Below are 18,264 nucleotides of genomic sequence, written 5' to 3'. Positions count from 1 at the left end.
GTATGAGTGCGCAAGACCTTTACGATCTGTCCCCCTTGCTGCGCCTGCTGTTGGTCGGTACGCTGCTGGCCGGTGGGCCGCTGGCTTGGGTGTGGCTGCGCAATCGGCGTGGAACCCCACTTCGTCGGGCGCAAGTCCTGACTTTGCTCACGCTCTTTCTGACTTTCGATCTCGTGCTGTTTGGCGCCTTCACTCGCCTTACCGATTCCGGTTTGGGCTGCCCGGATTGGCCTGGCTGCTATGGTCATGCCAGTCCAATCGGTGCCAGCGTCAGCATTCAGGCCGCGCAGACGGCCATGCCAACCGGCCCCGTGACGCATGGAAAAGCCTGGGTAGAGATGGTTCACCGCTATTTGGCGAGCAGCGTTGGTTTCCTTATATTGGTGCTAGCCATCCTGGCGTGGCGCCGTTGGTCGAGTGACAAAGGCAAGGCAACTGGCTCACCAGTTTCCCCGTGGTGGCCCACATTGACCCTGATTTGGGTTTGTATCCAAGGGGCTTTTGGCGCCTTGACTGTGACCATGAAGCTGTTCCCAGCCATCGTGACCTTGCACCTGGCTGGTGGTGTTATTTTGTTGGTTTTATTGTGCATACAGGCGGTGCGCTATACCCAGTTTGAAAGTGGTCGGCCTCCCGTCGGTATTTCCGGCGGCGGGCGAGCCTTGTTGTGGATGGGGGCCATTCTTTTGGCCGTGCAGGTTTTGCTGGGCGGTTGGGTTAGTACCAACTACGCCGTGTTGGCCTGCAGCGAATTTCCGCGTTGTCAGGGAAGCTGGTGGCCGCTGATGAACTGGCAGCAGGGCTTCGAGATCTGGCGTGAGTTGGGCATGACCGGGGCCGCTGAAGTCATCGGTTTCTCTGCGTTGACCGCCATTCATTACGCACACCGCCTGGCGGCCTACTTGGTTTTGGCTGTTCTGGGCCTGTTGGCCTGGTACTTGAACCGGATACCGGCCTTGCGAATTCAGTCGCGGTGGCTGGCGGGGCTCACCGGCCTGCAGCTGGCTACTGGATTGAGCAATGTGGTGCTGGACTGGCCCTTGGTTGCCGCCGTGCTTCACACCGGTGGCGCCGCCGCCCTGGCCGTTACATTGACTTGGGCCATCGCCGCCAGTCGCGTTCGGACTTCCACTCAGGCACTGTCCAACCTGAATCCTTCTGAATCGAGATTTTCCGCATGAGTGCTACTTTGCTTACCGATGGGGCTTCTGTGTTTCGGCAGTTCTATGCCTTGACCAAGCCACGAGTGATCCAGTTGATTGTTTTTTGCGCCTTGATTGGCATGGTGCTCGCTGTGCCCGGTGTACCAACATGGCAGGAAGTTCAATTGGCCTTGATTGCCTGCGCGGGCATCTGGCTGGTGGCTGCTGCGGCCGCCGCATTCAACTGTATTGTCGAAAAAGGCATTGACGCCAAGATGAAGCGTACGGCTTGGCGGCCCACCGCCAAGGGCGAGTTGAACGATCGCCAGACCTTGCTCTTCTCCGCGAGCTTGTGTGCAGCGGGTTCCGCGCTGCTGTATTTCTGGGTCAACCCGCTCACCATGTGGCTGACCTTTGCGACCTTCGTCGGCTATGCGGTGGTTTACACCGTAATTCTTAAGCCCCTGACCCCTCAAAACATCGTGATTGGGGGCGCCTCTGGCGCCATGCCACCCGTGCTGGGCTGGTCCGCTATGGCGGGCAACGTTGGTCCTGAGGCCTTGATTCTGTTCTTGATCATCTTCTTGTGGACGCCACCCCACTTTTGGGCATTGGCCTTGTACCGCGTCGAGGACTATCGAAAATCAGGGCTGCCAATGCTGCCCGTGACGCACGGCAATGAATTCACCCGCCTGCAAATTCTGCTGTACACGTTTGTGCTATTTGCCGCCTGCCTGCTGCCCTTTGTTTACGGCATGAGTTCCTGGATTTACCTGGGCGTTGCCGTGGTTTTGAGTTTCGGGTTTTGCCTCTACGGTTATTGGCTGTGGCGCGAGTACTCTGACGCATTGGCGCGCAAGACTTTCCGCTTCTCCTTGATCCACCTGAGCGTGCTGTTCGCCGCTTTGCTGGTGGACCACTACGTACTGTGATTGACGATGAACAAACGAAATACTCTTAAATTGATAGCTTCCGCTGCATTGTGGACGGGGGCTACAGGTCTTTTAGCTGCATGTACTGACAGTGCGCCGAAGTTTGCGGCGGTTGACGTGACCGGCGCCGACTATGCCCATGATTTCGCCTTGACTGACCACAACGGCCAACCGCGGACGTTAAAAGACTTCGCAGGCAAGGTCGTGGTCATGTTCTTTGGTTTCACCCAATGTCCCGACGTCTGCCCCACCTCCATGAACGAGCTGGCTGAAGTCAAGAAGATGCTGGGTAAAGATGGCGACCGCCTGCAGGGGCTGTTTGTCACCGTTGATCCGGAGCGCGACACCCCTGAAGTGCTGAAGGCCTATATGGGTAACTTCGACCCGTCGTTTCTGGCGCTCTACACCACGACGACAGGGCAGTTGGCGGCGCTGGCCAAAGACTACAAGGTCTACTACAAAAAGGTGGATGGCACGACGGCGACCAGCTACACCATGGATCACTCAGCGGGCAGCTATGTGTATGACACGCAGGGAAAACTGCGCCTTTACACCCGCTACGGCTCTGGGGTGCAGCCGCTCGTCGACGACATCAAGCTCCTGCTCAAGTAGAGTCCAGCCACTGCGGCGAATACTCAATCGATGCTGGGTCGTTTCACCGCGGCAGTCAATTTTCAGTAAAAAAATGCCCCTGCTGGTGAAACCGGCAGAGGCACCTGTGAAGCAGGATCAGATTAGCTGTATTCGACCAGTGTCTTCTTCATCTTCTTCATGGCAGCGACTTCGATCTGGCGAATGCGCTCGGCGCTCACGCCATAGACCGCGGCCAACTCGTGCAGCGTCATGCCGCCTGAGGAGTCGTCATTGACCTTGAGCCAGCGCTCTTCCACGATACGGCGGCTGCGCTCGTCAAGAGCTTCCAGTGCCGTGGCAATACCATCGCTGGCCAGCACGTCGCGCTGTGTCGCTTCGATCATGGCTGTTGGCTCGTGGCGGGTGTCCGTCAGGTAGGCAATGGGGCCATAAGACTCTTCGCCGTCGGCAGAAGGGCCCGGGTCCAGCATCACATCGCCGCCTGACAGGCGCGTTTCCATCTCGATGACGTCTTCGCGCTTGACGTTCAGCGTTGCCGCCATGGCCTCGATCTGCTCTTCGTTCAGCGTCTCGCGGTGGGTGCCTGCATCGGCTTCGGCGTCGGCGGCCTTGAAACGTTGCTTCATGGAGCGCAGATTGAAAAACAATTTGCGCTGTGATTTGGTCGTCGCAACCTTCACCATGCGCCAGTTCTTCAGGATGTACTCGTGAATTTCCGCCTTGATCCAGTGCAGCGCATAGCTGACCAGCCGCACGCCGTGGTCGGGGTCAAAGCGTTTCACCGCTTTCATCAAACCCACATTGCCTTCCTGAATCAGGTCGCTGTGGGGCAGGCCGTAGCCAAGGTACTGGCGCGACACGGACACGACTAAACGCAGGTGCGACAGCACCAGCTTTCCAGCCGCATCCACGTTGTTGTCTTCTTTGAGCTGGCGGGAAAATTTTTGTTCTTCTTCGAGCGTGAGCATCGGCAAGCGGTTGGCGGCCGAAATGTACGCGTCCAAATTGCCCAGTGGCGGCACCATAGCCCACGGGTTGGCAACTGTCAGCGCGGCGCCGGATGCGCCTGTTGAATAAGTCATAAGGGACTCCTTTTCTTCCTAGACTTAATGTTAGCACTCTGTATGAGCGAGTGCCAATTCATAAGTTCAATCTCCCTCATAGTCAGCGCAAAGTTGTGCAAAGTAAGGTTAACTTACTGATTTTTTGAACTGCGTTCGTCGGATAAGCTGTGGGTTTATACCCGTTGATATTCCTCAACTCGTTGATTTGAAACAATTTTTCATCGAGTTGACTGTGTGATGGCCAGTTTTGCTATCGGCGCAGCTCAGTGGCTCAAGGTCCGCCTGAGTCTCAAAGCCCTCGTTGATTCAAGGGAGCCGGCGCCGGCCACTTACCGCGTCAACCACCGCCGGTAGCCAAAGCTCAGCGAATCCACCAGCGCCACCAGCAGCAGCATGGCGATGAGTACCGAGCTGGTTTCGCTCATCTGGAACAGGCCCATGTGGTACATCAGCATTTGCCCGAGGCCGCCGGCACCTACCACGCCAAGTACGGTGGCCGCGCGGATGTTGTTCTCCCAGCGGTAAAGCGTGTAGCTCATCAATTGCGGCAGCACCTGAGGCAGGGTGGCGTACAGGAACACACGGCTTTCGCCCACGCCGCGCATTCGCAGCGCAAAGGCCGGCTCAGGCGGGGCGTTTTCAATGGCTTCGGCAAACAGACGACCGAGCACGCCCGAGGTGTGCAGGCCCAGCGCCAGCGTGCCGGCAAACGGGCCCAGACCTGCGGCAATCAACAGCAAGACCGCCCAGACCAGTTCAGGCACGCTGCGCAAGGCGTTCAGCACCAGTCGGGTTGCCGTGCGCCAGCGCGCCGGGTCCTCGGCGTTGGTTTTGCTCGCCGGCAACGCCAGGGCCAGGCCCAGCACCACGGCCAGCACTGTGCCCAGCGCCGACATGGCCAGCGTCTCCAGCGTGGCCCACAACAATTTGCTCAGGAATGCGGGGTCGGTTTGCGGCACCAGCAACTCGCCCAAAAAACGGCCCATCTTGACTAGGGCCCTGGCAGACAGAAACTGCGCCCACTGCAGGTCCAGCGACCAGAAGCTGGCGACGATCAAAGCCAGCACCGCCAGCACGAACCAGCAGGCTTTGCAGCGGGCATCGAACAGTTTGGGCGGCAGCTTGTAGGCCTCGTTGGCCGCCGGTTTGGCGTTGGTTTTCATGCCAGGCCCTTGCGCAACCAGGCGCTGATGCGGTCCGCCAGCCAGACCAAGGCCATGAAAACCAGCAGCATGGTGGCCACTTCCGAGCCGTTGAACATCTTCATGGAGGCGTCCATTTGCTGGCCCAAGCCGCCTGCGCCGACAAAACCGAGCACGGCAGAGGAGCGAATGGCGCATTCCCATCGGTACACGGTGTAGCTGGTCAGCTCACCCGCGTTTTGCGGCAAAAGTGCGTAAAAGAACGCCTGCACGCGGCCAGAGCCATTGCGCAGCAGGCTGGTGGTGGCATGGGTGTCGCCACTGTCCAGAATTTCGGCGTACACCTTGCCCAGCATGCCGCCGTAGGTGAGACCAATGGCCAGCACGCCCGAGGTGGGCCCCAGGCCCACCACGCGCACAAACACCAGCGCCCAGATCAACTCCGGCACGCTGCGCAGCACGATCAGCACCCAGCGCACAATTTGCCTCACTACGGTTGGCAGCAGCGCCATGCGCCCGCTCAGGGCCGAAACGGAAAGTGCCCGCACCGACAGCAGCGTCAGCGGCACCGCCAGCACCATGGCTAGTGTCAGCCCGGCAGTGGCAATGGCCACGGTGCGCCAGGTTTCTCGGGCGACCATGCTCAAAAAGTCGGGGTTGAGCTTGGGTGGGAAAAAATCACTCACGAAGCGCAGCGTGGGCCGCAAAGACTCAGGGTCCAGCAAGAGCCAGGGTTTGAATTCGGTGAGCACCAGCGCTGGCCATAGCAGCACCAAGCCACCCAATGCCCAAAACACCCGCGATAGCCAGGCAGGGTCACGCAGCGCCGGTGCCGGGTTGGGTCCAAAAGGTAGGGGCGCGGAGGGCGGCATTGGGCGCAATGCTTATCGGCAGTGCATAACCACCGGCGCTGGCGTGGTGCGCGCCTCAGACGGCGGTGGGGGCGTGGTTTGAGTCAGCTCGTCCAGATGCTGGTCGTACAACGCCTGCAGTCGGGCGGGGGTGACTTCGGCAGAGGGCAGGTCAAAGGCCAACGCGCCGTCACGCAGGCCAATGATGCGCGGAAAGTGCTGCAAGGCCATTTCAACATGGTGCAACGTGGTGACCAAGGTGGCTCCGCGCTCACGCGCGGCCTGGGTGAGCGAAGCCATGGCTTGCTGCGCCCGGGTCGGGTCCAGCGCGGAGAGGGGTTCGTCCACCAAAAACAGACTGGCTTGCGTGGCCAGGGCGCGGGCCAGGCCGACACGCTGGCGCTCGCCGCCAGACAGTCGGTCGACCCGCTCAAACAACTTGTCGCTCACATCAAAATGCGCCAAGGCGCGCTCGGCCATGGCGATGTCGGTAGGGTAAAACAGGCTGCGCACGCTGGCCCACAGGCTCTCATTGGGCAGTCGCCCGGCCAGTACGGCGATCACCACACGCTGGCGCGGCGGCAAAGGCGGTACTTGCGGGGCTAGAAACAACTCGCCCCGCAGGGCCTGCAACTGTCGGCGCGGCAGGGTCCAGGGCGAGCGATCGCCCAGTTGGAGCACGCCGCTGGCGGGTTTCAAGGCGCAGGCCAGCAGGTGCAGCAAGGTTGTTTTTCCCGCGCCTGAGGGGCCAATCACGGCCAGTTGTTCGCCCGGTGAGACCTGCAGACTGAAATCGCGCAGCGCCGCCGGTGCCGAAGCCCGGGCGGCTGGGTGCCAGGCGTTGCAATGCTGCAAGGTCAATTTCATAAGCGAATAATGGCTGTGGCGCCCGTTTTAGCTGCGCAAGCAGCTATTGTTTCAGTAGCGGTTTAAATTTACTTCAGCAAACCGGCGCTGCGTGCCGCAGCTTCAATGCCGTCATAGTTGGAGGCCTTGGTGGCCACAAAACGCGTGGCCCGTTGTAACTCCAGAATCTCTTTACCTTCAGGCGTGGCCGGGCTTAAGGCCAGGAAGGCTTTGGTCAGCTTCTCGCGCTGGGCCAAGGGCATGTCCGCATGCACGGTCCAGTTGTAGTCGTAGTAAGTGGGGGTGGTGAAGATGACCTTTACTTTGTCAGTGTCAACCTTTTTGTCGGTCACAAACTTTTCCCACACCGAGATGTTGAGGGCGCCCGCGTCCACCTTGCCAGCAGCTACGGCGGCAATGGTGGCGTCGTGCGCGCCTGAGAAGGCAACGCGTTTGAAGTCTTTGTCGGCGTCAATATTGGCTTTCATCAGATAGCTGCGCGGCATCAAATGACCGGAGGTGCTCGATGGCGAGCCAAAGCTGACAGTTTTGCCTTTCAGATCGGACAAGCCTTTAATGGCCGGGTCGCCGCTGATGAACACGGAGCGGAATTTCTCGTCTTCCTCGCGCTGAACCAGTGGCACTGCCTTGCCGCCAGAACGCACATTGGCCTGCACAAAGGTAAAGCCACCAAACCAGGCCATGTCGACCTGCTTGTTGGCCAGTGCCTCGACAGCGGCTGCGTAATCAGACACCGGGGTGAACTCCACCTTCATGCCCAGTGTGGTTTCCAGGTACTTGACCAACGGTGCCGCTTTGCGGGCCAACTCGGTGGGGGACTCGTCAGGAATGGCAGTGATCTTGAACACGGCCTGTGCCTGCGCCAGGCCGCCCAGGGCGACGATGGCCGTGGCAGCCACGGTTTTTAGAAAGCGGGCGCAGGTGAAGGGGGTGAAAGTAGCCACTGATAACTCCATGAATGTATATTGGGGAGTCTGCAATTAGACGCGAAGTTGGAGCAGCCTGCTGGCAGGCAGCGGGCAGCTCCAGGCACTTGAGCAGAAACAGCGCACGAGTCTTTTGACTTGCCAAGCCGCTGACCAACCCGAGACCCGTGCGCCATGACCCTGCCTCATTTCATTCAGCTTGATCACGAAAACGCCGCAGCCACCCAAGCCGAACTGGCTGCGGGCCTGCTGGCCACAGCCGCGTCGATCGCCCCCAAGTACTTTTACAATGCGCTGGGCTCCCGGCTGTTTGACGCCATTACTGCCTTGCCTGAGTACTACCCCACGCGCACCGAGGCCCGTATTTTTGACGCCCACGCAGCGGACATGGCAGCTCAGCTGCCCGGCGGCTGGCCGCTGATTGATCTAGGTGCGGGCAACTGCGCCAAAGCGGCTCGCCTGCTGGGGGTACTGCGCCCTTCGCGCTATGTGGCGGTCGACATTTCAGCTGCCTTTCTCCAGGACGCGTTGGGTCAATTGCAGCGCCAGCACCCGGATTTGCCGATGGTCGGCGTGGGCATGGACTTCTCCCATCATCTGGACTTGCCGCTTGAGGCTGGTGACGGGCCCCGGCTGGTTTTTTACCCCGGCTCCAGCATTGGCAATTTCACCTCTGAGCAGGCGGTGGATTTCCTTAGCCAAATCCGCCTGGCCGCACAGGGTGGGGCGCTGTTGATTGGCGTGGATTTGCTCAAACCGGCCTCCTTGCTGGTGCCCGCCTATGACGATGCGCTGGGCGTGACCGCAGCCTTCAATCGCAACATGCTTTTGCATCTGAACCAGCGGCTGGGCAGTGATTTTCAGGTGGCGCAGTGGCAGCACATTGCGCTGTTCAACCAGGAGGCTTCGCGCATTGAAATGCATCTGCAGGCCGCGCAAGATCTCACGGTGCGTTGGCCCGGCGCCGAGCGGCGTTTTCGCGCGGGGGAGCGTATTCACACGGAGAACGCCTACAAATACACCCTGGCCCAGTTTGAAGGTCTGCTACGCGAGGCCGGGTTTGTGAACACGACCCATTGGTCCGAGGCGCTACGCCATTTCGCCGTGTTTTTGGCCCGTGCTTGAAGGAGGATCTTATGAATGCTTCCAAAATAATAGCGGCTTGCACCGAGCGTACAAGGAGTGGCGCCCAATTTGTTGTAAAAATGGAAGCTATTGAGCGAGGACACTGACACCATGAGCAAACCCCATGTCCTGATCATTACCCCGGCGCTGGCGAAAGCCAACAACGGCAACTGGCAGACGGCGTTGCGCTGGTCACGCCTTTTGCAGCCGGCGTTTCGAACCACGATAGGCAACCGCTGGCAAGGCGAGGGCGCCGACGTGATGCTCGCCTTGCACGCCCGCAAATCCGCCCCCGCCGCACTCGCTTGGGCGCAGGCCATGGGCCCCCAGAAGCTAGCCGTGGTGTTGACCGGCACGGACCTCTACCGAGACATCCAGACCGACACGGACGCGCAACACGTGGTGCAAGTTGCCGGTCATTTGGTGGTGTTGCAAGAGCGCGGGCCCGACGCCCTGCCACCCGGCCTGCGGCCCAAAGCCCAGGTGATTTTTCAGTCCACCCCCCGGCGCGTCACGCTAAGCAAGCCCAAGGGCCACCTGCGCGCGCTGATGGTGGGGCATTTGCGTGATGAGAAAGACCCGCTGACTTGCCTGCGGGCGGCCTCTCGCCTGGCCGAGCGGTCTGATGTGTTGCTGGACCATATCGGCGAGGCGCTGGAGCCGCACTGGTTGCAGGCGGTGCAACATGCCGCCCGGTGCTGCCCGGCCTACCGATGGCTCGGCGGGCTACCCCATGCCGACACCCGGCGGCACATTCAGCGCGCCCATGTGCTGGTGCACCCCAGCAAGATGGAAGGGGGTGCCCACGTTATCCTGGAGGCGGTGCAAAGCGGTACACCCGTGCTGGCCTCGCGCATTGACGGCAATGTGGGCATGCTCGGGGCCGACTACGCGGGCTATTTCGACCTGGGTGACGACGCCGCCCTGGCCGAGTTGCTGTTGCGCTGCCGGGACGACGCTGCTTTTCTGCCGCTGCTGCGCGAGCAATGCGAAGCCCGCGCCACTTTGTTTGAGCCCGCGCGTGAACAGGCGCTGCTGCACCAGCTGGTCAAAACCATGCTGGCCGCCTGAGGCGCCCATCACCTCTAAACTCGACCCTTCACTGGAGATTGACATGACGACACCGACCCCCCCCTCACATCCCGCCGCGAATTTGCCCACCGAGCCCCGCCTCACCAGCCTGTCACACGGCGGTGGCTGCGGCTGCAAGATAGCGCCCGGCGTTTTGTCTGAAATTTTGAAGGGCATCACGGCCATGCCTATGCCCAAAGAGTTGATGGTCGGCATTGAAACGGCAGACGATGCCGCCGTCTACAAGCTCAACGATGAGCAGGCGCTGATTGCCACCACCGACTTCTTCATGCCCATCGTGGACGACCCGTTTGAGTTTGGCCGCATTGCCGCCACCAACGCCATTTCTGACGTGTACGCCATGGGCGGCACGCCCATCATGGCGCTGGCGCTGGTCGGCATGCCCATCAACGTGCTGTCAACCGCCACCATTGCCAAGGTACTTGAAGGCGGCGCCTCGGTCTGCCGCGCGGCGGGTATCCCGATTGCGGGCGGCCACACCATTGACTCGGTCGAGGCCATTTATGGGCTGGTGGCGATGGGGCTGGTTCACCCCGCGCGCGTCAAGCGCAATGCTGACGCCCGCGTGGGCGACCGGCTGATTCTGGGCAAACCGCTGGGCGTGGGCATCTTGTCGGCCGCGCTCAAGAAAGAAAAACTCAGCGCCGAAGGCTACGCGCAGATGATTGCCGTCACCACCAAGCTGAACACCCCCGGCCCTGAACTGGCCGCACTGGACGGCGTACACGCCCTGACGGATGTGACCGGTTTTGGACTCGCCGGCCACACGCTGGAACTGGCGCGCGGCGCCCAATGCACCGTGCAAATCGACTGGGCCCGTGTGCCACTTCTGAGCGGTGTGCGTGAGCTTGCCGCCCAGGGCATGGTCACCGGCGCATCGGGTCGAAACTGGGCAGGTTATGGGCACGACATTCAGTTGGCCGCTGGTTTTGACCCCGTCAACCAGGCCTTGCTGTCCGACCCGCAAACCAGCGGCGGCTTGCTGGTGTCCTGTGCACCAGAGGCGGTTGACGCCGTGCTGGCCATCTTCAAGGCCCACGGTTTTGACGACGCCGCCGAGATTGGCGAAATTTTGCAGGGTGAAGGCGCTGGCAAATTGCGGGTTCGCTAAGACGGGCCCATGGCGGAGATTGGTGTGACAACCTTGGGGGGCGTGATTGCGCTCACCCTGTTGGCCGGCTTGGCCATGCCGCTGGGGGCGGTGTTGGCCCATGTGGAGAAAATTCGGCCGTTGTGGCTGGAACGGGAGTTTCGGCACAGCATTTTGGCCTTTGGTGGCGGGGCCTTGTTGGCTGCCGTCATGCTGGTGCTGGTGCCGCAGGGCATGGCCCACTTGCAGCCGGCCTCAGCCGGTTTTTTTCTGATCCTGGGCGGGTTGCTGTTCATGGCGCTGGATTGGGCGCTGTACCGTCAGGGCACGCCAGCCAGTCAGTTTCTGGCGATGCTGGCCGATTTTTTGCCTGAGTCTATTGCCTTGGGCGCCGTTTGCGCGGTGGTCGGCGAGCATGTGATTTTGCTGGCCGCGCTGATTGGCATGCAAAACGTGCCCGAAGGTTTCAACGCCTACCGTGAGCTTCGTCAATCAGAGGCCTTTGGCTCTCGCAAAATCATTCTCATGTTCGCGCTCATGGCGTTGTTGGGGCCAGTCGCGGGCGCAGCGGGGTATTTGTGGTTGTCGGCTTACCCGCAGGTGGTGTCAGCCGTCATGCTGCTGGCCACGGGCGGAATTTTGTACTCGGTGTTTCAGGACATCGCGCCCCAAGCCAAAATGCGCCGGCGCTGGGCACCGGCCATGGGTGCCATACTGGGCTTTTCGGTCGGCGTGGTGGGGCAGATGCTCGAAGCGCTTTAAGGCATCTGCGCCTCTGCTTAGTCTTCCGGGTCGGAGAAAAAAGCGGCCCGGCTGTCGGGCTTGTGGCGGGAGCGGGTGCGCAGCACGCGCTGAAAGAAAAAGTTGTTGGGCACGTTCAACACCGACGGCCTGTCGGGCGAATCACCTTCAGCCACTGGCAGCGTGAGGGTGGTGAACATCAGGTTCATGTCGGTGACTTCCCCGCCCATGGGTTCCCCCGTGGGGTCCATCAACTCCACCGTGTCACCGATGCGGAACGGGCGAAGAATCAGCACCAGCACCGCCGAGGTGGCATTGCTCAAAATGCTCCAGGCCGCCACAAAGCCCAGCGCCACGGCCAGCAGCGCCGTTGAAAGGAATGCCCAGGCGTTGTCAAAAACACCGGCTATTTGCATCAGCACCAGCAAGGTAATAAAAATGATCGTCCGTTGGCGAAAATTTTGCAGGCGCTTGGCCATGGTGGACGAGAGGCTGTGCGATTCCCGCAGAGTGTTGATGACCCGGCGCAACACGCGTGAGATCAGAAAGGCAACAAGAACAACAATCGCACCCGCCCCCAATTCGCGGGCGAAGGTTTTCAACATGATGATGTAGTCAGGCATAGACAGAAGCAAGGCAGGCAATCCAGGGAATTCAAAGGGGATGACGTTAACACGGGCTTTGGCGGCTCGTCTATGGTCAATAAAGTAGGGGGCAAGCTGCTTTTACAGCGCGTTGACCGGCTTCGATGCGGGCGAAAGAGAGGGTGTAAGAAGTTTTGTGTAAACGGTTATTTGGCAGGAAACTGCTGTCTTGCATGGAGCCGAGATGACCGTAGAGATGAAACCCTTACCCGCCGAGCTGATTGACGCCCTGTTGGCCGACTACAAAAAGCCCGAAGACCTGATTGGCCAGAATGGCCTCTTGACGCAGCTCACCAAAGCCTTGGTCGAGCGAGCTTTGCAAGCCGAATTGACCGGCCACCTGGGTCACGGCAAGAACCAGTTGGTTGCCAATGAAGCGGGCAACACCCGCAACGGGTGCAGCAAGAAAACGCTCAAAGGCGATTTTGGCCAGCTACCCATAGAAATCCCCCGTGACCGCGCCGGCACCTTCGAGCCCCAACTGATTGGCAAACACCAGACCCGCTGGAGCGGCTTTGACGACAAGATACTGTCGCTGTATGCCCGAGGCATGACGGTACGCGAGATTCAAGGCCATCTGCAGGAGATGTACGGCGCCGAAGTGTCTCCTGCCCTGATTTCATCCGTGACCGACGCCGTCATGGACGAGGTCAAAGCCTGGCAGTCGCGCCCCTTGGAGGCGCTGTACCCCATCGTCTACATGGACTGCATTCACGTCAAGGTGCGCGACAACGGTACTGTGCGGGTCAAGGCCCTGTACTTGGCCATTGGCGTCAACCTGGACGGCCTCAAAGAGGTACTGGGCCTGTGGATGGCCCAAACCGAAGGGGCCAAGTTCTGGCTGCAGGTGGTGACTGAACTGAAGAATCGGGGCGTGGCTGACATCTTTATCGCCTGCGTAGATGGGCTCAAAGGTTTCCCTGACGCCATTGAGGCAGTCTTCCCCAAGGCGACGGTGCAGCTTTGCATTGTTCACATGGTGCGTCACAGCCTGAACTTCGTGGGGTGGAAACAGCGCAAGGAAGTCGCCGCGGATTTGCGGCTGATTTACGCTGCGCCCACTGAATCCGAAGCTGAGCGACAACTCACGGCATTCGAGGTCAAATGGGACGATTCCTTCGCTCCGATTGGGCGCTCCTGGCGGCGCAACTGGACACACTTGATACCGTTCTTTGAATACCCGCCAGACATCCGAAAAGTGATTTACACGACCAACGCCATTGAGTCCGTGAACATGAGCCTGCGCAAAATAACCAAGACCCGCGGCTCGTTCCCATCTGAGGACGCAGTGTTCAAGCTGTTCTATCTGGCACTGAACAACATCAGCCAGAAATGGACGATGCCGATTCGGGATTGGAAGGCTGCTCTGAACCGCTTTACCATTCAGCTTGACGAGCGCATGCCGCGCGTCTAACTTAACCGCCGTTTACACAAAATTCGGGACACCCTCGCGAAAGACCGTTGACATAAAACTTCTTGCACCCTCGTCAGTCGCGCCTGTCGCCCGGTTTTCTAATGTGGGCAATAGCGAGTCGCCCAGGTTGCATACGCCAGGTCAAACTTTTTGGTATTGCCAGCTTATTGGCTTACCAGGGGCCGAAAAGGTGGTTGTTACACTGATTTCTCAGATCATGAGAATCCATTGTGAAGTGACGCTCGGATGCGCTTTGACCCTAAGGTCGTATTCACTTCGCGACGAAAGACTTGCCAGGCGGGTTTTGCCTGCAATCCGAGAATGAAAAAAAGCAGCGCCGATCATTGAAACGACTCCGCACTTATGAATCGACTAGCTCTTTCCGCAACAGTTGCAATGACCTATGCCGTCGTCGGTCCTTGCACATCAACACAGGCCGTCGCTCAGAATCTCGACTCAATTGAGATTAAGGACAATTCGGTAGCGCCTGAAAGTAGTCAAACTATGTATACGTATGTCGAAGTTGGGCATACGGTATTCATCTGATGCCCCGAATGTCTATTTATCTTGGTCGAAAGGTCGCATTGCTGACCCAGCACGGTAAAGAACAAGTCCTCGCACCAATTCTGGACTCGGGTCTAGACTGCGCTATTCACCATGTCACTGGCTTCGACACCGACCAACTCGGCACGTTTACGCGGGAAACCCCTCGCCTTGGCACGCAACTCGACGCCGCCCGGCGCAAGGCCCGCAAGGGTATGGAGCTGTCAGGACTGTCAATCGGTATGGCCAGTGAAGGAAGTTTTGGTCCTGACCCATTCACTGGGCTGTTTCCGTGGAACGTTGAGCTCCTGGTCTGGATCGACGATTGCCTAGGCGTCGAGGTCGTTGGCATGGCGCAGGGAGCTGCGCGCAGTGGTCATTTGCAGACCAGTGACTGGGGTGAAGTCGAGACCTTTGCAGCAAATGAGGATTTTCCGCAGCACCAATTGGTATTGCGGCCTCAGAACCAGGAAGACTCGCGTATCTACAAAGGCATTGCCGATTGGGAACACCTGAAGTCCTGTTTCCACGATTGCATCGCTCAAGCGAGCAATCGGCAGGTCTGTGTCGAGACGGACCTGAGGGCCTTCGCCAACCCTAGTCGAATGCAGATCATCGAGCAAGCAGCGCGAGATTTGCTTCAGCGCATACAGTCTTGTTGCCCCGCCTGCGATTCCCCTGGCTATTGGGTGACCGAGCGACGGCCTGGACTTCCGTGTGCAGCCTGTGGACTGCCGACCTCCGGGTATCGAAGTGAGGTATGGACCTGTCTGTGTTGCGAGCACAAGTCCGTGCAGCCAAGGACAGACTGTGCCGTCGCGGAGCCCAAGCATTGCCCGCGCTGTAATCCGTGATCGGTTTCCATCAAATACATCCAGCAACCCAATCGAATGCATGGGCTTTCACCGGTCTGCTTAGACAGTGCTGGCTAAGACCTACTCATAGGAGAAAACGAGAGGCATTCCCCGTTTTCCTCCCGAATTCAAGCTCTTTAGCGGTATCTGATTTTGCCTTGGTGACTGACTACGGCCCGGAAGGACGGCTGTAGCGCTTGATAAACCCCCGGTCAATCCAGTCTTTCAACCACCAGACCCAGCGCCCTTGGGCGTTGTAGTCGCCCCAGGTGGCGATGGCGTAGTGGTCGCCGCAGGACAGCAGATTCAGCGTATTTTTGGGTGGCAGGTGGGCCACAAGGGACACGCGGGCCAGCGCGGCATAGATGCCGCTGCCAGCGTGCGGCAATCAATCGGCTGCAGTCAATTTTCTCGGGCGCAGCGTCACGTTATCGGCATTCGTTGGGCTGCGGCGACGTCAAGCGCTCCGTGAGCGTGCCCTTCAAGCGATTGACCGTCGCGCATATTCAGCCGCAGAATACTTATTTCGCCCACGGGTGCAAACTTGACCACTTCCGACGGAAGTACACCCTGGCCGAACAACTTCTCCAGCCGGTGATCAGCCGCTCAGTTCAAATTCATCCAGTGGCTTTCGAGCTTTTTCCAGTATTGCTCGACGGCCCTTCTCCTCTGACTTGACTCTGGAAACCATGAAAAAAAATACGGCCGTCGCCGCAATTCACTTCCCTTATCGATTCGACAAACGTTGGAGCGCGTTGTTCTTGGCACTTGGCGTTCGCAAGGACGATGGCGTGTCGATCTGCGACAACGGCGATCTCGTCGCCACCTTTGGACGGTTCAAGGTGAAAACGACGAAAGACAACGTTCGCCGCACGCTTGTCACCGGTCCGCACCGTTGGTACACCGCTGTTGGACTTCGGCTGAGCTTGACTGACGACAGCATCACCTTTGGCACCAATCATAAAAAGGGGCTGAGCATCGAGTTCGTCCAAAAAGTGCCCCGTGTCATTGGGTTCAGAAAGCACTCGAAGCTATGGGTGAGCGTCGCCGATCCTGAAGGACTTGCCGCCGCTATCGAGAAGTAGCCGTGGTTGTCACTGCTTGGCCGCAGTGCCGAATTCTGAGCAAAGCAGGCACCGGAGCCGATGCCACTGCCTTGGTGGGGCTAACGCAGCCTTATACGCCTATTGATTGCGTTGACGCGATACTTGCATTTTTTGGGTCGTTGTCTCCGACTCTGTCATGCTGGACGCCCAACAAAAGACATGTCACTTCATTGGTTGGCATGTCTCAAGCGATTTTGGCCATGATCCCCCTTTAGCGCCCTCAAGGCCGGCTGTAGCGCTTGATAAATCCCCGGTCAATCCAGTCTTTCAGCCACCAGACCCAGCGGCCTTGGGTGTTGTAGTCGCCCCAGGTGGCGATGGCGTAGTGGTCGCCGCAGGACAGCAGATTTAAGGTGTTTTTGGGCGGCAGATGGGCCACGGGGGGCACGCCGGCCAGCACGGCGGTGAGGTTGGTTAGCAGGGCGGGGCCGGCTCGCACGGCGTAGACGCCGCTGCGGGGCAGGGGCTGGTCGATGCGGGTGCAGACGTCGCCGGCGGCAAAGATGTGGTCGTGGCTGGGTGATCGCTGAAAAGCGTCCACCGCCATGAAACCTTGTTCGTCCAAAGTGAGCCCACTGGTGGCGAGCCAGGCGGGGGCTTGGGCGCCGGTGGCAATGATGGGCACGTCGCAAGCCAGGGTGGCGCCGCTTTCCAGCGTAACCTCGCCGGCCTGAATGCGGCTGGCTCGTTCAAGCAGGACGATGATGCCGCGTGCTTTCAGGGCCCGGCCAACGCGCTGTCGCACGCCTTCGGGGTAGGTCGCGGCCAGTTCGCCACTGCCGTTGATGAGGGTGACCGAGGCTTTGGGCAGGCGCTGGCGCACCGCCATGCACAATTCAATGCCAGCGGCGCCGCCGCCAATCACGGCCAGGCGCAGGGGTTTGGTTTGGGCCATTTCCAGCACTTGGGGCCACAGGGCGCCGAAGGATTCGATGGGGCGCACAAACAAGCCGTGCTCGCGGGCGCCGGGCATCATGGCGTCGGTCTTTTGGCGGTCTTGCACCGGCCCGGTGTTGACAGATATCCAGTCAAAGTCGACGGTGCTGCCGTCGTCCAGGGTGACGGTTCGGGCGTTGGCGTCCAGTGCGGTTACGCTGCGGGGCAGCCAAGTGATGTCGGTGCCTTTGAGCAGCGGTTCAAGCTGAATGACGCACTCGTCCAACGTGTAGTGGCCAGCCACAAAACCCGGCACCATGCCAGAGTAGAGCTGGCGCGGAAACGGCGCCACCAGCGTGACCTGCACGCCGGGCAGCGGCTTGGCCGCCAAAGTCGAGAGAACGTGCACATGGGCGTGACCCGCACCCAACAACACCAGTTTTTTCATGTCAACAATATCCGTATCAAGGCCGATAAGCGCGGCGGGTTGCCGCGACTTGAATTCATCAGGGCAACCAGCGCAGCTGGCTGATGTAGGCCAGGCTGTGCCCCCGCGTATTGTCGCTGTCGGCCCCAATCGCCACATCGGTGACGGGCGGGGTGCGGGGGCTTTCTTTGCCGAAAAGGCGTTGAAAGTCATCTGCCACCCGGCGCGTCTGGGTGGTCCATTGGCCCAGCGTGGCGCCGGGGCCGCCCAGCACGATGTAGCGCACGCGTGCCGTGTAGGGGTTGGCGCCCAGTGTGCCTTCGCTGTAGCGCTGGTCCCACACGTAGCAAAGCGTGGCGTTGGGCAGGTCTTGACCAGTCACCGACTTGGCAAGGGCCAGGCCGGTTCGCTGGAAAAAGGGGATTTCTGAGGTGGGTTGGTCGAACATCACACACACTTTGAGTGCCGCGTCGTCGCCGGCCTTGGCGCTCAGATCAGCGCCCGCCAGGGGCTGATCCACCCGCCAGCGCCAACTCAAGGTCGCGGGCGTGGCGCCGTGCCAGGCATGGGACAAGACGCCGTAGGACGCATCGGTGCTGACCTTGAGGCCGGCCACGCCGTCCACCACCGCTCGCTCGAAGCGGCTGGGCGCAATGCCTTTGTCAGCGGGCAGAACGCTTAGTCGCCAGGCGGGGTTCAGGTCCTGCTGGCCTTCGCCCTCAAAAGAAGCCAACTGGGTTGGGACTGATTTTTCCAAGGAAAAAGAGGTGCTGCCGCCCGTCAGTAATGCGCAAGCAGCTATTAAATGAATAGCATCTCTATTTAGACGGTGGG

19 protein-coding genes are annotated in these 18,264 nt (G+C 59.8%); 10 read left to right on the top strand and 9 right to left on the bottom strand.

Going from position 1 to position 18,264, the window contains the following annotated elements; translation table 11 throughout:
• Positions 1 to 2 precede the first annotated feature (2 nt).
• The 3 genes from J8G15_RS10675 to J8G15_RS10665 are packed head-to-tail and all read left to right on the top strand — an operon-like array spanning position 3 to position 2,686.
• Complete coding sequence (locus J8G15_RS10675) at positions 3 to 1,181, top strand: heme A synthase (protein WP_210541884.1); 1,179 nt, start codon at positions 3 to 5, stop codon at positions 1,179 to 1,181.
• A complete protein-coding gene (cyoE, locus tag J8G15_RS10670; RefSeq protein WP_210541883.1) occupies positions 1,178 to 2,074 on the top strand; it encodes a heme o synthase in 897 nt (298 codons plus the stop codon). Before J8G15_RS10675 ends, cyoE begins: the two co-directional genes overlap by 4 nt.
• 6 nt (positions 2,075 to 2,080) lie before the next feature.
• Positions 2,081 to 2,686 carry an SCO family protein gene (locus J8G15_RS10665; protein ID WP_210541882.1) on the top strand — a complete coding sequence of 202 codons (606 nt, stop codon included), beginning with the start codon at positions 2,081 to 2,083 and terminating at the stop codon, positions 2,684 to 2,686.
• Positions 2,687 to 2,808: 122 nt separating this feature from the next.
• Here J8G15_RS10665 and rpoH read toward each other — a convergent pair whose 3' ends face one another.
• The 5 genes from rpoH to J8G15_RS10640 form a co-directional block, all read right to left on the bottom strand.
• Positions 2,809 to 3,750: an RNA polymerase sigma factor RpoH gene (rpoH, locus tag J8G15_RS10660; RefSeq protein WP_210541881.1), complete on the bottom strand. Its 942-nt coding sequence runs from the start codon at positions 3,748 to 3,750 to the stop codon at positions 2,809 to 2,811.
• A 311-nt stretch (positions 3,751 to 4,061) separates the two neighbouring features.
• Positions 4,062 to 4,895: a phosphonate ABC transporter, permease protein PhnE gene (phnE, locus tag J8G15_RS10655; RefSeq protein ID WP_210541880.1), complete on the bottom strand. Its 834-nt coding sequence runs from the start codon at positions 4,893 to 4,895 to the stop codon at positions 4,062 to 4,064.
• Positions 4,892 to 5,746 (bottom strand): ABC transporter permease, encoded by an 855-nt coding sequence (locus J8G15_RS10650; RefSeq protein WP_210541879.1) that lies wholly within the window; start codon positions 5,744 to 5,746, stop codon positions 4,892 to 4,894. The genes phnE and J8G15_RS10650 overlap by 4 nt, the downstream gene beginning before the upstream one ends.
• A 12-nt stretch (positions 5,747 to 5,758) precedes the next feature.
• On the bottom strand, positions 5,759 to 6,592 hold the full coding sequence (locus tag J8G15_RS10645) for a phosphonate ABC transporter ATP-binding protein (RefSeq protein WP_210541877.1): 834 nt from the start codon (positions 6,590 to 6,592) through the stop codon (positions 5,759 to 5,761).
• A gap of 68 nt (positions 6,593 to 6,660) precedes the next feature.
• Positions 6,661 to 7,491, bottom strand: coding sequence for a putative selenate ABC transporter substrate-binding protein (locus tag J8G15_RS10640; RefSeq protein ID WP_240538557.1), 831 nt, complete (start codon positions 7,489 to 7,491; stop codon positions 6,661 to 6,663).
• A 201-nt stretch (positions 7,492 to 7,692) separates the two neighbouring features.
• On the opposite strand from J8G15_RS10640, the gene egtD reads away from it, so the two are divergent.
• From egtD to J8G15_RS10620, 4 genes are all read left to right on the top strand, one after another.
• Positions 7,693 to 8,643 (top strand): L-histidine N(alpha)-methyltransferase, encoded by a 951-nt coding sequence (gene egtD, locus J8G15_RS10635; protein ID WP_210541874.1) that lies wholly within the window; start codon positions 7,693 to 7,695, stop codon positions 8,641 to 8,643.
• Between the two features lie 111 nt (positions 8,644 to 8,754).
• Positions 8,755 to 9,714 carry a selenoneine biosynthesis selenosugar synthase SenB gene (gene senB, locus J8G15_RS10630; protein ID WP_210541872.1) on the top strand — a complete coding sequence of 320 codons (960 nt, stop codon included), beginning with the start codon at positions 8,755 to 8,757 and terminating at the stop codon, positions 9,712 to 9,714.
• Positions 9,715 to 9,757: 43 nt separating this feature from the next.
• Positions 9,758 to 10,846: a selenide, water dikinase SelD gene (gene selD, locus J8G15_RS10625; protein ID WP_210541871.1), complete on the top strand. Its 1,089-nt coding sequence runs from the start codon at positions 9,758 to 9,760 to the stop codon at positions 10,844 to 10,846.
• Positions 10,847 to 10,855: 9 nt separating this feature from the next.
• Complete coding sequence (locus J8G15_RS10620) at positions 10,856 to 11,587, top strand: ZIP family metal transporter (RefSeq protein WP_210541870.1); 732 nt, start codon at positions 10,856 to 10,858, stop codon at positions 11,585 to 11,587.
• Between the two features lie 17 nt (positions 11,588 to 11,604).
• Here the strand turns inward: J8G15_RS10620 and J8G15_RS10615 are convergent, their stop codons facing one another.
• Complete coding sequence (locus J8G15_RS10615) at positions 11,605 to 12,189, bottom strand: mechanosensitive ion channel family protein (RefSeq protein ID WP_210541869.1); 585 nt, start codon at positions 12,187 to 12,189, stop codon at positions 11,605 to 11,607.
• Positions 12,190 to 12,394: 205 nt separating this feature from the next.
• Here J8G15_RS10615 and J8G15_RS10610 point away from each other — a divergent pair, with 205 nt between their 5' ends.
• Both J8G15_RS10610 and J8G15_RS10605 read left to right on the top strand, forming a co-directional pair.
• Positions 12,395 to 13,624: an IS256 family transposase gene (locus tag J8G15_RS10610; protein ID WP_210541868.1), complete on the top strand. Its 1,230-nt coding sequence runs from the start codon at positions 12,395 to 12,397 to the stop codon at positions 13,622 to 13,624.
• Between the two features lie 554 nt (positions 13,625 to 14,178).
• A complete protein-coding gene (locus J8G15_RS10605; RefSeq protein ID WP_210541867.1) occupies positions 14,179 to 15,021 on the top strand; it encodes a DUF6671 family protein in 843 nt (280 codons plus the stop codon).
• A 169-nt stretch (positions 15,022 to 15,190) separates the two neighbouring features.
• Here J8G15_RS10605 and J8G15_RS10600 read toward each other — a convergent pair whose 3' ends face one another.
• Entirely contained in the window at positions 15,191 to 15,409 is a 219-nt protein-coding gene (locus J8G15_RS10600; protein ID WP_210541866.1) for a hypothetical protein, read from the bottom strand.
• Positions 15,410 to 15,710: 301 nt separating this feature from the next.
• Between J8G15_RS10600 and J8G15_RS10595 the strand changes: the two genes are divergently transcribed.
• A complete protein-coding gene (locus J8G15_RS10595) occupies positions 15,711 to 16,106 on the top strand; it encodes a hypothetical protein (protein WP_210541865.1) in 396 nt (131 codons plus the stop codon).
• A gap of 241 nt (positions 16,107 to 16,347) precedes the next feature.
• On the opposite strand, the gene J8G15_RS10590 is transcribed toward J8G15_RS10595, so the two are convergent.
• Both J8G15_RS10590 and J8G15_RS10585 read right to left on the bottom strand, forming a co-directional pair.
• Positions 16,348 to 17,451 (bottom strand): FAD-dependent oxidoreductase, encoded by a 1,104-nt coding sequence (locus tag J8G15_RS10590; protein ID WP_210541864.1) that lies wholly within the window; start codon positions 17,449 to 17,451, stop codon positions 16,348 to 16,350.
• A gap of 58 nt (positions 17,452 to 17,509) precedes the next feature.
• Positions 17,510 to 18,187, bottom strand: coding sequence for a DUF3047 domain-containing protein (locus tag J8G15_RS10585; protein WP_210541862.1), 678 nt, complete (start codon positions 18,185 to 18,187; stop codon positions 17,510 to 17,512).
• Between the last annotated feature and the right edge of the window lie 77 nt (positions 18,188 to 18,264).

Source organism: Rhodoferax sp. PAMC 29310 (genome assembly GCF_017948265.1).
Taxonomy (GTDB): domain Bacteria; phylum Pseudomonadota; class Gammaproteobacteria; order Burkholderiales; family Burkholderiaceae_C; genus Rhodoferax.
The sequence above is the reverse complement of the archived record's forward strand: the minus strand, read 5'-3'. Positions and strand labels throughout refer to the sequence as shown.

What these genes read in the sequence shown, in the direction of transcription:
- selD (WP_210541871.1), top strand. Translation starts at nt 9,758, where the DNA reads ATGACGACACCGACCCCCCCCTCACATCCCGCCGCGAATTTGCCCACC.
- J8G15_RS10590 (WP_210541864.1), bottom strand. Translation starts at nt 17,451, where the DNA reads ATGAAAAAACTGGTGTTGTTGGGTGCGGGTCACGCCCATGTGCACGTT.
- rpoH (WP_210541881.1), bottom strand. Translation starts at nt 3,750, where the DNA reads ATGACTTATTCAACAGGCGCATCCGGCGCCGCGCTGACAGTTGCCAAC.
- egtD (WP_210541874.1), top strand. Translation starts at nt 7,693, where the DNA reads ATGACCCTGCCTCATTTCATTCAGCTTGATCACGAAAACGCCGCAGCC.
- J8G15_RS10615 (WP_210541869.1), bottom strand. Translation starts at nt 12,189, where the DNA reads ATGCCTGACTACATCATCATGTTGAAAACCTTCGCCCGCGAATTGGGG.
- senB (WP_210541872.1), top strand. Translation starts at nt 8,755, where the DNA reads ATGAGCAAACCCCATGTCCTGATCATTACCCCGGCGCTGGCGAAAGCC.
- J8G15_RS10675 (WP_210541884.1), top strand. Translation starts at nt 3, where the DNA reads ATGAGTGCGCAAGACCTTTACGATCTGTCCCCCTTGCTGCGCCTGCTG.
- J8G15_RS10595 (WP_210541865.1), top strand. Translation starts at nt 15,711, where the DNA reads ATGAAAAAAAATACGGCCGTCGCCGCAATTCACTTCCCTTATCGATTC.
- cyoE (WP_210541883.1), top strand. Translation starts at nt 1,178, where the DNA reads ATGAGTGCTACTTTGCTTACCGATGGGGCTTCTGTGTTTCGGCAGTTC.
- phnE (WP_210541880.1), bottom strand. Translation starts at nt 4,895, where the DNA reads ATGAAAACCAACGCCAAACCGGCGGCCAACGAGGCCTACAAGCTGCCG.
- J8G15_RS10645 (WP_210541877.1), bottom strand. Translation starts at nt 6,592, where the DNA reads ATGAAATTGACCTTGCAGCATTGCAACGCCTGGCACCCAGCCGCCCGG.
- J8G15_RS10650 (WP_210541879.1), bottom strand. Translation starts at nt 5,746, where the DNA reads ATGCCGCCCTCCGCGCCCCTACCTTTTGGACCCAACCCGGCACCGGCG.
- J8G15_RS10605 (WP_210541867.1), top strand. Translation starts at nt 14,179, where the DNA reads ATGTCTATTTATCTTGGTCGAAAGGTCGCATTGCTGACCCAGCACGGT.
- J8G15_RS10610 (WP_210541868.1), top strand. Translation starts at nt 12,395, where the DNA reads ATGACCGTAGAGATGAAACCCTTACCCGCCGAGCTGATTGACGCCCTG.
- J8G15_RS10665 (WP_210541882.1), top strand. Translation starts at nt 2,081, where the DNA reads ATGAACAAACGAAATACTCTTAAATTGATAGCTTCCGCTGCATTGTGG.
- J8G15_RS10620 (WP_210541870.1), top strand. Translation starts at nt 10,856, where the DNA reads ATGGCGGAGATTGGTGTGACAACCTTGGGGGGCGTGATTGCGCTCACC.